General features: G+C 61.8%; 12 protein-coding genes. 10 read left to right on the top strand and 2 right to left on the bottom strand.

The window, feature by feature from the left end:
- Window positions 1-34: 34 nt before the first annotated feature.
- Genes B498_RS19675 through hycI form a run of 8 tightly spaced genes read left to right on the top strand, consistent with a single transcriptional unit; the run spans window position 35 to window position 7,278 of the window.
- A complete protein-coding gene (locus B498_RS19675; RefSeq protein WP_008499578.1) occupies window positions 35-643 on the top strand; it encodes a 4Fe-4S dicluster domain-containing protein in 609 nt (202 codons plus the stop codon).
- Window positions 640-2,454 carry a formate hydrogenlyase subunit 3 gene (gene hycC / locus B498_RS19680; protein ID WP_008499577.1) on the top strand — a complete coding sequence of 605 codons (1,815 nt, stop codon included), beginning with the start codon at window positions 640-642 and terminating at the stop codon, window positions 2,452-2,454. Before B498_RS19675 ends, hycC begins: the two co-directional genes overlap by 4 nt.
- Before the next feature lies 1 nt (window position 2,455).
- Window positions 2,456-3,379, top strand: a complete 924-nt coding sequence (locus B498_RS19685; protein WP_008499576.1) for a respiratory chain complex I subunit 1 family protein — start codon at window positions 2,456-2,458, stop codon at window positions 3,377-3,379.
- A 15-nt stretch (window positions 3,380-3,394) separates the two neighbouring features.
- Window positions 3,395-5,104, top strand: coding sequence for a formate hydrogenlyase subunit HycE (gene hycE / locus B498_RS19690; protein WP_008499575.1), 1,710 nt, complete (start codon window positions 3,395-3,397; stop codon window positions 5,102-5,104).
- Between the two features lie 9 nt (window positions 5,105-5,113).
- Window positions 5,114-5,656, top strand: coding sequence for a formate hydrogenlyase complex iron-sulfur subunit (locus tag B498_RS19695; protein ID WP_008499573.1), 543 nt, complete (start codon window positions 5,114-5,116; stop codon window positions 5,654-5,656).
- Window positions 5,656-6,423, top strand: coding sequence for an NADH-quinone oxidoreductase subunit B family protein (locus B498_RS19700; protein WP_008499572.1), 768 nt, complete (start codon window positions 5,656-5,658; stop codon window positions 6,421-6,423). The genes B498_RS19695 and B498_RS19700 overlap by 1 nt, the downstream gene beginning before the upstream one ends.
- Complete coding sequence (locus tag B498_RS19705) at window positions 6,420-6,830, top strand: formate hydrogenlyase maturation HycH family protein (RefSeq protein ID WP_008499571.1); 411 nt, start codon at window positions 6,420-6,422, stop codon at window positions 6,828-6,830. Before B498_RS19700 ends, B498_RS19705 begins: the two co-directional genes overlap by 4 nt.
- Window positions 6,823-7,278, top strand: coding sequence for a hydrogenase maturation peptidase HycI (hycI, locus tag B498_RS19710; RefSeq protein WP_008499570.1), 456 nt, complete (start codon window positions 6,823-6,825; stop codon window positions 7,276-7,278). The genes B498_RS19705 and hycI overlap by 8 nt, the downstream gene beginning before the upstream one ends.
- 81 nt (window positions 7,279-7,359) lie before the next feature.
- Here hycI and B498_RS19715 read toward each other — a convergent pair whose 3' ends face one another.
- Entirely contained in the window at window positions 7,360-8,784 is a 1,425-nt protein-coding gene (locus B498_RS19715) for a 6-phospho-beta-glucosidase (RefSeq protein ID WP_008499569.1), read from the bottom strand.
- A gap of 18 nt (window positions 8,785-8,802) precedes the next feature.
- Entirely contained in the window at window positions 8,803-10,254 is a 1,452-nt protein-coding gene (ascF, locus tag B498_RS19720) for a PTS cellobiose/arbutin/salicin transporter subunit IIBC (RefSeq protein ID WP_008499568.1), read from the bottom strand.
- A gap of 213 nt (window positions 10,255-10,467) precedes the next feature.
- On the opposite strand from ascF, the gene B498_RS19725 reads away from it, so the two are divergent.
- A complete protein-coding gene (locus B498_RS19725; protein WP_008499567.1) occupies window positions 10,468-11,481 on the top strand; it encodes a LacI family DNA-binding transcriptional regulator in 1,014 nt (337 codons plus the stop codon).
- 134 nt (window positions 11,482-11,615) lie between these two features.
- On the top strand, window positions 11,616-12,161 hold the full coding sequence (gene hydN / locus B498_RS19730; protein WP_008499565.1) for an electron transport protein HydN: 546 nt from the start codon (window positions 11,616-11,618) through the stop codon (window positions 12,159-12,161).
- The last annotated feature ends 5 nt before the right edge of the window (window positions 12,162-12,166 follow it).

The following is a 12,166-nucleotide window of genomic DNA, read 5'->3' as shown; positions in this document are numbered from 1 at the left end:
TCGTCAAAAATGACTATCACCAGAGGATAACCCGGTGAACCGTTTTGTAATTGCTGACTCGACGGTCTGTATTGGCTGTCGAACCTGTGAGGCGGCGTGTTCGGAAACGCATCGCCTGCATGGGCTACAGTCCATGCCGCGCCTGCACGTCATGCGTAATGAAAAAGAGTCTGCCCCGCAGCTCTGCCATCACTGTGAAGATGCCCCCTGCGCGGGTGTCTGTCCTGTGAACGCCATCACCCGCGTGGATGGCGCAGTCCAGCTGAACGAAAGCCTGTGCGTAAGTTGCAAGCTGTGCGGCATTGCCTGCCCGTTCGGTGCGATTGAATTCTCCGGCAGCCGCCCGCTGCATATTCCGGCCAATGCCAACTCGCCTAAAGCCCCGCCCGCGCCTCCGGCTCCAGCACGCGTCAGCACGCTGCTGGACTGGGTGCCCGGCATCCGCGCCGTGGCGGTGAAGTGCGACCTGTGCAGCTTCGATGACCAGGGCCCGGCCTGCGTGCGCACCTGTCCAACCAAAGCGCTGATTCTGGTGAACATTCGCGACATCGCCCGCACCAGCAAGCGCAAGCGCGAGCTGACCATTAATACCGACGTCGGCGATCTTTCGCTTCTGCAGACGCTCAACGAGGGGGTGAAATGAACGCGATTACGATGATTACCAGCGCCGTGGCGTACTTTGCCGCCGCCGCCGTGCTGGCGTGGCTTCTGTCATTCCATAAAACCCTGAGCGGCTGGATCGCCGGGATCGGCGGGACGGTCGGCAGCCTGATGACGCTGGCGGCGGGTGGAGTTGTCCTGCTCGGCGGGCAGTCCGCAGAGGCCGTGATGCCGCTGATTCGCCACACCGTTGCGATTACGCCGCTGAACGCCATCTGGCTGGTGACCTTTGGCCTGTGCGGGCTGTTTATCAGCCTGTTCAATATCGACTGGCACCGCCATCCGCACGCCAAAGCCAACGGCCTGCTGGTGAACCTGCTGATGGCGACGGCGGTCTGCACCGTGATCGCCAGCAACCTCGGCGCGCTGGTGGTGATGGCGGAGATTATGGCGCTGTGCGGCGTGTTCCTGACCGGCTGCAGCGCCTCCGGGAAAGTGTGGTTTGCGCTGGGACGCCTCGGGACGCTGCTGCTGGCGCTGGCCTGCTGGCGGGTGTGGCAGCGTTTCGGCACGCTGGAGTTCGCTGCGCTTAACGGGCATCCGCTGGGCAATGACGTCTGGCTGCTGGGCGTGATCGGCTTTGGCCTGCTGGCCGGGATTATCCCGCTGCACGGCTGGGTGCCGCAGGCGCATGCGAATGCCTCCGCGCCCGCTGCCGCGCTGTTTTCTGTGGTGGTGATGAAGGTCGGTCTGTTCGGGATTCTGGCGATGACGCTGACCAGCGGCCAGCCGCCGCTGTGGTGGGGCGTGGTGCTGCTGATTGCGGGCATGATCACCGCCTTCATCGGCGGCCTGTACGCGCTGATGGAGCACAATATCCAGCGTCTTCTGGCGTACCACACGCTGGAGAATATCGGCATCATCCTGCTCGGCATGGGCGCGGGCGTGACCGGGCTGGCGCTTAATCAACCGGCGCTGATTGCCGCTGGCTTTATCGGCGGTCTGTATCACCTGATCAACCACAGCCTGTTTAAAAGCACCCTGTTCCTCGGGGCGGGCAGCGTCTGGTTCCGCACTGGCCATCGGGATATCGAAAAGCTCGGTGGGATTGGCAAAAAAATGCCGGTGATTTCGCTGGCGATGCTGGTCGGGCTGATGGCGATGGCCGCGCTGCCGCCGCTGAACGGCTTTGCCGGGGAGTGGGTGATCTATCAGTCCTTCTTCGCCCTCGGTCAGAGCGAGGCGTTTATCGCCCGCGTGCTGGGGCCGCTGCTGGCGGTCGGGCTGGCGATTACCGGGGCGCTGGCCGTGATGTGCATGGCGAAAGTCTATGGCGTGACCTTCCTTGGCGCACCGCGTACGCGTGAGGCTGAGAACGCCTGCTGCGCACCGGTACTGATGGGCGTAAGCGTGGTCGCGCTGGCGCTGTGCTGCATCGCGGGCGGGGTTGCCGCGCCGTGGCTGCTGCCGCTGCTGGGCCACGCCATTCCGCTGCCGCTTGAGACGGCGCACACCGTCGTTTCCCAGCCGATGATCGCGCTGCTGCTGATTGCCGCGCCGCTGCTGCCGTTCGTGCTCATGCTGTTCTTCAAACGCGACCGGCTCACCTCCCGCTCGCGCGGTGCCGCGTGGGCCTGCGGTTATGAACACGAACAGTCGATGGTCATCACCGCCCACGGTTTTGCTATGCCGGTGAAAGAGAACTTCGCCGCCGTGCTGAAGCTGCGCCACTGGCTGAACCCGGTGGGCTGGGTACCCGGCTGGCAGAACGCTGCCGCGCCCGCGCTGTTCCGCCGTCTGGCGATGATCGAGCTGGCGGTGCTGGTAGTGATTGTGATTTCACGAGGAGCCTGACATGAGTCTGTTACTGGCAATTCTTCAGGCGCTGGTGCTGTTCGCCGCCGCGCCGCTGCTGTCGGGCATCACGCGCGTGGCGCGCGCCCGGATGCACAACCGTCGTGGGCCTGGCGTACTGCAGGAGTACCGCGATCTCTTCAAGCTGCTTTCTCGCCAGAGCGTGGCCCCGGATGCCGCAGGCTGGGTCTTCCGCCTGACGCCGTTTGTGATGGTGGGCGTGATGCTCACCGTCGCCACCGCGCTGCCGGTGGTGACGGTGGCTTCGCCGCTGCCCGTGCTTGGCGATCTGATTACGCTTATCTACCTCTTCGCCATCGCCCGCTTCTTCTTTGCGATTGCGGGTCTGGACACCGGTAGCCCGTTTACCGGCATCGGTGCCAGCCGCGAGGCGATGCTCGGCGTGCTGGTTGAGCCGATCCTGCTGCTGGGGCTGTGGGTCGCCGCGCAGGTTGCGGGTTCCACGCACATCAGCTTTATCACCGACACCGTTTACCACTGGCCAGTTGCCCGCTCCCTTCCGCTGGTGCTGGCGCTGTGCGCCTGCGCGTTCGCCACGTTTATCGAGATGGGCAAGCTGCCGTTCGATCTGGCCGAAGCCGAGCAGGAGCTGCAGGAAGGGCCGCTCACCGAATACAGCGGCTACGGCTTTGCGGTGCTGAAGTGGGGCATCAGCCTCAAACAGCTGGTGGTGCTGCAGATGTTTGTCGGCGTCTTCTTCCCGTGGGGGCAGATGACGCACCTCTCCGCGGGCGGTCTGCTGCTGGCCGTCGTGGTTGCCGCCCTCAAGCTGCTGGTCGGCGTGCTGGTCATCGCCCTGTTCGAAAACAGCATGGCGCGCCTGCGTTTTGTGGAAACGTCCCGCATCACCTGGGCCGGGTTTGGTTTTGCATTTTTAGCGTTCGTCTCCTTGCTGGTGGCGTGATTAAAGAGAGTATTTATGTCTGAAGAAAAGAAAGGCCAGCAGTATCTCGCCGCGTTGCATCAGGCTTTCCCGGGCGTGGTGCTGGAGGAGTCCAGGCAAACCAAAGACCAGATCACCGTCACCATTAAGGTGAACTATCTGCCGGAAGTGGTGGAGTTTCTCTACTACCGGCAGGGCGGCTGGCTGTCGGTGCTGTTCGGTAACGACGAGCGCCAGCTGTGCGGCAGTTACGCGGTGTACTACGTGATGTCGATGGAGCAGGGCGAGAAGTGCTGGATTACCGTGCGCGTCGAGGTCGACCCGAATAAACCGGAATACCCGTCCGTCACGCCGCGCGTGCCCGCCGCCGTCTGGGGCGAGCGTGAAGTGCGCGATATGTATGGCCTGGTACCGGTTGGCCTGCCGGACGAGCGCCGTCTGGTGCTGCCGGACGACTGGCCGGACGAACTCTATCCGCTGCGCAAAGACAGCATGGACTACCGCCAGCGTCCGGCGCCGACTACCGACAGCGAAACCTACGAGTTCATCAACGAGCTGGGCAGCAAGAAGAATAACGTGGTGCCGATCGGCCCGCTGCACGTCACCTCTGACGAGCCGGGCCACTTCCGCCTGTTCGTTGACGGTGAAAACATTATCGACGCCGACTACCGCCTGTTCTACGTCCACCGCGGCATGGAGAAGCTGGCGGAGACCCGCATGGGCTACAACGAAGTGACGTTTCTTTCTGACCGCGTGTGCGGCATCTGCGGCTTCGCCCACAGCACCGCCTACACCACCTCGGTAGAGAACGGCATGGGGATCGTGGTGCCGGAACGCGCGCAGATGATCCGCGCCATCCTGCTGGAGGTGGAGCGCCTGCACTCGCACCTGCTGAACCTCGGCCTGGCCTGCCACTTCGTCGGCTTTGACTCCGGGTTTATGCAGTTCTTCCGCGTGCGTGAGGCGTCGATGAAGATGGCGGAGATCCTCACCGGGGCGCGCAAAACTTACGGTCTGAACCTGATCGGCGGGATCCGCCGCGACCTGCTGAAAAACGACATGATCCAGACCCGCCAGCTGGCGCAGCAGATGCGCCGCGACGTGCAGGAGCTGGTGGACATGCTGCTCAGCACGCCCAACATCGAGCAGCGCACCGTGGGCATCGGCCGTCTTGACCCGGAAATCGCCCGCGACTTCAGCAACGTCGGCCCGATGGTGCGCGCCAGCGGCCACGCCCGCGACACGCGTGCCGATCACCCGTTCGTCGGCTACGGCCTGCTGCCGATGACCGTGCACAGCGAGCAGGGCTGCGACGTCATTTCCCGCCTGAAGGTGCGCATCAACGAGGTGTTCACCGCGCTGAACATGATCGACTTTGGTCTGGACAACCTGCCGGGCGGCCCGCTGATGGTGGAAGGCTTCACCTACATTCCAAACCGCTTTGCCCTCGGCTTTGCCGAAGCGCCGCGCGGGGACGACATCCACTGGAGCATGACCGGCGACAACCAGAAGCTCTACCGCTGGCGCTGCCGTGCGGCGACCTACGCCAACTGGCCAACCCTGCGCTACATGCTGCGCGGCAACACGGTCTCCGACGCGCCGCTGATCATCGGCAGCCTCGACCCGTGCTACTCCTGCACCGACCGCATGACCGTCGTGGACGTGCGCAAGAAGAAAAGCCAGGTGGTGCCGTACAAAGAGCTTGAGCGCTACAGCATCGAGCGTAAGAACTCGCCGCTGAAATAAGGATTCGTCATGTTTACCTTTATCAAAAAAGTGATCAAAACCGGCACGCAGACCAGCCGCTATCCGCTGGAGCCGATGCCGGTCGACAAAAACTTTCGCGGCAAGCCGGAGCACAACCCGCAGCAGTGCATCGGCTGCGCGGCCTGCGTCAACGCCTGTCCGTCGAATGCCCTGACGGTGGAAACGGATCTCAAAACCGGCGAGCTGGCCTGGCAGTTTAACCTTGGACGCTGCATCTTCTGCGGCCGCTGCGAGGAGGTCTGCCCGACGGTCGCCATTCGCCTGTCGCAGGAGTACGAGCTGGCGGTGTGGAAGAAAGAGGATTTCCTGCAGCAGTCGCGCTTTGACCTGTGCCACTGCCGCGTCTGCCAGCGCCCGTTCGCCGTGCAAAAAGAGATCGACTACGCCATCGCGCTGCTGCAGCACAACGGCGACGCGCGCGCGGAACACCACCGCGAAAGCTTCGAAACCTGCCCGGCGTGCAAGCGACAGAAGTGCCTGCTGCCGTCCGACCGCATTGATATCACCCGCCACATGAGAGAGGCCAGCTGATGGAAAACCTACTGGGCCCGCGCGACGCGAACGGCATTCCGGTGCCGATGACGGTGGACGAATCCATCGCCAGCATGAAGGCGTCGCTGCTGAAAAAAATCAAACGCTCGGCCTACGTCTACCGCGTGGACTGCGGCGGCTGCAACGGCTGCGAGATTGAGATTTTCGCTACGCTGTCGCCGCTGTTTGACGCCGAGCGCTTCGGCATCAAGGTGGTGCCGTCCCCGCGTCATGCGGACATCCTGCTGTTCACCGGGGCCGTCACCCGCGCCATGCGCTCGCCCGCGCTGCGCGCCTGGCAGTCCGCGCCCGATCCGAAAATCTGCATCTCGTACGGCGCCTGCGGCAACAGCGGCGGCATCTTCCATGACCTCTACTGCGTCTGGGGCGGCACCGACAAAATCGTGCCGGTGGACGTCTACATTCCGGGCTGCCCGCCGACGCCCGCCGCCACGCTGTACGGCTTTGCGATGGCGCTCGGCCTGCTGAAGCAGAAAATCCACGCCCGCGAGCCGGGCGAACTCGACAACCAGCCGGCCGCCATTCTGCACCCGGACATGGTGCAGCCGCTGCGGGTGAAGGTTGACCGCACGGCGCGCAGGCTGGCGGGGTACCGCTACGGGCGCCAGATTGCCGACGACTATCTGCGCCTGCTGAGCCAGGGCGACCACCAGGTCGCACGCTGGCTGGAGGCGGAAAACGATCCGCGCCTCAATGAGATTGTGGCGAACCTGAACAGCATCGTCGACGAGGCGCGTATCCGATGAGTGAAACGGTGGTGTTCAGCCAGCTGAGCCGTAAGTTTATTGATGAGAACGATGCCACGCCGGATGCGGCGCAGCAGGTGGTCTATTACAGCCTGGCGATTGGGCATCACCTCGGGGTGATTGACTGCCTGGAGGCCGCGCTGAGCTGTCCGTGGCCGGAATACCTGGCGTGGATTGCCACGCTGGAGGAGGGCAGTACGGCGCGGCGCAAAATGGAAGGCGTGCCGAAGTACGGTGAGATCGTGATCGATGTGAACCACATTGCCATGCTCGCCAACGCCTTTGACGCGGCGCTCGGCAGACAAACCCCGGAGCAGCAGGCGTGGAGCAAAACGCTGCTCGGCATGCTGCATGATATTCATCAGGAGAGCGCCATTTACCTAATGGTGAGGAGATTACGTGACTGACGTTTTACTGTGTGTCGGCAACAGCATGATGGGCGACGACGGCGCGGGTCCGCTGCTCGCAGAGATGTGTGCCGCGAACCCGCAGGGCGACTGGGTGGTGATTGACGGCGGCAGCGCGCCGGAAAACGACGTGGTGGCCATCCGCGAGCTGCGCCCGGACAGGCTGTTAATCGTCGATGCCACCGATATGGGGCTCAACCCCGGCGAGATCCGCCTGATTGACCCGGACGACATCGCCGAGATGTTTATGATGACCACCCACAATATGCCGCTGAACTACCTCGTGGATCAGATCAAAGGTGACGTGGGCGAGGTGCTGTTTTTGGGCATTCAGCCGGATATTGTCGGGTTTTATTACCCGATGACGCCGCCGGTGAAAGAGGCGGTGGACGTGGTGTATTCACGGCTAGCGGGATGGGTTGGGAACGGAGGGTTTTCTCAGCTCTGAGCAGCGCCCGGTGGCGCTACGCTTACCGGGCCTACGGTTTTGTAGGCCCGGTAAGGCGAAGCCGCCACCCGGCAAAACAGGCTACTCGAGATCCGCCCCGTTACTCGCAATCACCTTCTTATACCATCCGAACGATTTCTTGCGTTTCCGCTCCAGCGTGCCGTTCCCGGCGTCGTCGCGGTCAACGTACACAAACCCGTAGCGCTTGCTCATCTCACCGGTTGAGGCCGAGACCAGGTCAATGCAGCCCCAGGTGGTGTAGCCCATCAGCGGCACGCCGTCCTCAATCGCATCGCCCATTGCGCGGATGTGCTCGCGCAGGTAGCTAATGCGGTAGTCGTCGTTGATCTCGCCGTTTTCATCAACGACATCTTTCGCTCCCAGGCCGTTTTCCACCAGGAACAGCGGCTTCTGGTAGCGGTCGTACATCATGTTCATGGTGATGCGCAGCCCGAGCGGGTCGATGCCCCAGCCCCATTCGCTTACCTGGATGTGCGGGTTGCGCAGGGACTTCACGATGTTCGCCGCGCTGGTGTTGCCCGCGTTCATGTCCGCCGAGGCGCAGCGCGAGGCGTAGTAGCTAAACGACACAAAGTCGACGGTATTTTTCAGCAGTTCGTCATCGCCCGGATCTTTAACAATCACCACGCCTTTCTCGCGGAACACGCGGGCAGAGTAGGCCGGGTAGCTTCCGCGCGCCTGCACGTCGATAAAGAACAGGTTCTCGCGGTCTTTCTCCAGCGCCATCCACACGTCTTCCGGCTTGCAGGAGTAGGGGTAGAAGTTACCGCCCGCCAGCATGCAGCCGACCTGGTTTTCCGGGTTTACCTCGTGGGCAATTTTGGTCGCCAGCGCGCTCGCCACCAGCTCGTGGTGCGCGGCCTGGTATTTCACCTGGTCTTCGTTTTCGCCATCCTCAAACACCAGTCCCGCGCCGGAAAACGGGCTGTGCAGCATGATGTTGATTTCGTTGAAGGTCAGCCAGTATTTCACCAACCCGTTAAATTCTTCGAAGCAGGTGCGGGCGTAGCGGGCGAAGAAATCGACCATCTTGCGGTTGCGCCAGGAGCCGTACTCCGTCACCAGGTGCATCGGCACGTCAAAGTGGCAGAGGGTCACCAGCGGCTCGATGTTGTACTTTTTGCACTCCTCGAACACCGCGCGGTAAAAGGCAATGCCTTCTTTGTTCGGCAGCGGCTCGTCACCGTTCGGATAGAGGCGGCTCCAGGCGATTGAGGTGCGGAACACCGTAAAGCCCATCTCCGCCATCAGGGCGATGTCCTCTTTATAGCGATGGTAAAAATCAATCGCCTCGTGGCTCGGGTAGAACTCGTCGTCACGCAGCGAGAAACGCTTTTCCTTACCGAGCTTCACCGCCAGGCGATTCGCGCCGTGGGGGATCATATCGACCGTCGTCAGCCCTTTGCCGCCTTTACGGTAAGCCCCTTCGCTCTGGTTGGCGGCAAGCGCGCCGCCCCATAAAAATCCTTGTGGAAAAACAGACATTCTTACCTCGCTTTCAATTTATGCTTTTGCTGCGTTGTTCTGTACCGGTGCGGTCTGCAGGGCGCGCGCTTTTTCAGCCTCGTCTTCGACCGGAATATCCTCAAAGCCCAGTATCAAAGTCAGAATAAACGACAGCACCACTGCCAGACCCATCACGCCAAACACCCAGACGATGGTCATCGGGTTGGCCGGGTCGAAGAACTGCACGCTGGTGAACAGCCCCGGTGCCGCCATCGAATGGCTGGCAAGACCGGCTATGCCCGCCACCGCGCCGCAGATAAAGCCGCTGATCAGGCTGGCAATCAGCGGGCGTTTCAGACGGATCGCGACGCCGTACAGGGCCGGTTCAGAGATCCCCGCCATGATGGCGGAGGCCGCCGCCGCCAGCGCCGTCTGGCGCAGCTCCGGGTTTTTCGTTTTCCACGCCACCGCCAGCGACGAACCGCCGAGCGACAGGTTGGCGCCAATTTCCGACGGCATCACCATCCCTTCCTTGCCCGTTTCGGCAATGGTCTGAATGATGGTCGGCGTAAAGACGCGGTGCATCCCGGTCATCACCAGCAGCGGCCACAATGCGCCCATGATCGCCACGGAGAGCCAGCCCAGGTAGCCGTGAATGGTGTAGACCAGCGCGGAGATGGCGCTACCGATCCAGATCCCCAGCGGGCCAATCAGCACGATGGCGAGCGGGGCGGCAATCAGCACGATCAGCATCGGCTTGAGGAAGTTTTTCGTCACCGCCGGGGTGATGCGATCCACCCAGCGTTCGATGTACGACAGGCACCAGGTCATCACCAGCGCGGGGATGACGGTGTAGGTGTATTTCACCGCCGTCACCGGGATAAAGGCGAACTCAACGTGCTCGCCCTGCGCGGCTTTCGCCATCAGCTCGATAAAGCTCGGGTGCACCAGCACGCCCGCAATGGCTATCGCCAGCGACATGTTGGTTTTGAATTTCACCGCCGCCGAGGCCGCCACCATCAGCGGCAGGAAGAAGAACGCGCCGTCGCCGATGACGGTCAAAATGGTGAGCGTCGGCGCGCCTTTGGGCAGCACGCCGGTCATCTCGAGGATCATCGCCAGCAGCTTGACCATCGAGCCGCCGATGATCGCCGGGATCAGCGGGGACATGGTGCCGATCAGCGCGTCGAGGATCCCGGCGCCAATGCGGCGCAGCGTAAGCTTTTGCGGGCCTTCCGGCACCGCGGGCTGCAGGTCAGCGGGCAGCAGGCTTACCACCTCGCGGTACGCCTGGGAGACGGTATTGCCAATAATCACCTGGCACTGGTTGTCGTTGCGCACCACGCCGAGCACGCCGCTGATGCTTTTCAGGCGGGCGGCGTCGGTGAGGGTTTCGTCTTTCAGAACGAAACGCAGTCGCGTCATGCAGTGGGTGACGGCGACGATGTTCTCTTTGCCGCCCAGCGCGCTGATAACGTCGTTCGCCAGCGCAGCGTAATTTTTGGCCATCGGATGTGATCCTGTTATCGTTGTGTGAAATGTAGGAAACCGGTTCCACATAATCATCATGAGTTTTTATGAATGAAACAAGATCGCTTTTTGACCATTTTTTCGTTTCGTGATGAATGTCGCAATGAGGTGCCGAAAGCGTGATGTCGCCGCTGCGACAATTTTTCTGCAGTGCAGTACACTGCCCGCATGAGTTTCGGATGGAAAAAAAACATGACCACGATGCTGGAAGTGGCGAAGCGGGCAGGCGTTTCGAAAGCGACGGTGTCCCGGGTGCTGTCGGGTAATGGCTACGTCAGCCAGGAGACCAAAGACCGGGTGTTTCAGGCCATTGAAGAGAGCGGCTATCGCCCAAATTTGCTGGCGCGCAACCTGGCGACCAAACGCACCCAGACGCTGGGCCTGGTGGTGACGAACACCCTTTATCACGGCGTCTACTTTAGCGAACTGCTGTTTCACGCCGCGCGCATGACCGAAGAGAAAGGGCGACAGCTGATCCTCGCGGACGGCAAGCACAGCGCCGATGAGGAGCGCGAGGCGATCCAGTATCTGCTGGATATGCGCTGCGACGCGGTGATCATCTATCCGCGTTTTCTGAGCGTGGATGAGATGGATGCGATCGTCGAGAAGTGCGAGCAGCCCATTATGGTGCTCAACCGCCGCCTGCGGAAAAACAGCAGCCACAGCGTCTGGTCCGATCATAAAGCCTCCAGCCAGGACGCGGTGTCACAGCTGATTGCGAAAGGGCATCGTGAGATCGCCTTTATCACCGGCTCGATGGATTCCCCCACCGGGGTCGAGCGTCTCTCCGGCTACAAGGACGCGCTGGCGCAGCACGGTATTCCGCTGCGCGAGGGGCTGATCGCGCAGGGGAAGTGGAACCCCGCCAGCGGCGCGGCGGCGGTTTCTGAACTGCTTGCTCGCGGGGAACGCTTTACCGCGCTGGTGGCGAGCAATGACGATATGGCCATCGGTGCCCTGAAGCAGCTGCACGACAGCGGCGTGGCCACGCCGGACGCGGTGTCGGTGATCGGTTTCGACGATGTGGCCATCGCGCCCTACATCGTGCCGTCGCTCTCCAGCGTACGCATTCCGGTAACGGAGATGATTCAGGAGACCATCAGCCGCCTGATCTTCATGCTCGACGGCGGCGAGTTTAAATATCAGCAAACCTTCTCCGGCGAGCTTGTCCTGCGCGACTCGGTTATTGACGGCCCACACCGCTGATGTCGACAGCTGTCATCGTCATAAGTGACGATGACAGCGCCGCTGCGATTTTTAAAGTTCTATAAAATCAATGTGTTAATTATTGGCACGGTTTATGAATATCTCCGCGCATAACTGTAATGCTGGAGAAGCAGATGAACCGTTTTATTATGGCCGATGCCAGTAAGTGTATTGGTTGCCGTACCTGTGAAGTGGCGTGCGTGGTTTCCCATCAGGCGGAGCAGGACTGCGCGTCGCTTACCCCTGACACCTTCCTGCCGCGCATCCACGTCATCAAAGGCGTGAATATCTCCACCGCCGCCATCTGTCGCCAGTGCGAAGACGCTCCGTGCGCGAACGTCTGCCCGAACGGGGCGATTAAACGCGAGAAAGGCTTTGTGCACGTGATGCAGGAGCGCTGCATTGGCTGCAAAACCTGCGTGGTTGCCTGCCCGTATGGCGCGATGGAGGTGGTGGTCCGTCCGGTCGTGCGCAACAGCGGCATGGGGCTGAGCGTGCGGGCGGAGAAAGCCGAAGCCAACAAGTGCGACCTGTGTTACCACCGTGAGGCCGGCCCGGCCTGTATGGAAGCCTGCCCGACGCACGCGCTGGTCTGCGTGGATCGCGACAAGCTTGAGCAGATGAGCGCCGAAAAGCGCCGTCGCGCGGCGTTCGACACCTCGTCATCACTGCTGTTCTGAACCGT

The organism is Enterobacter sp. SST3, assembly GCF_000286655.1.
Lineage (GTDB): Bacteria > Pseudomonadota > Gammaproteobacteria > Enterobacterales > Enterobacteriaceae > Enterobacter > Enterobacter roggenkampii.
The sequence above is the reverse complement of the archived record's forward strand: the minus strand, read 5'-3'. Positions and strand labels throughout refer to the sequence as shown.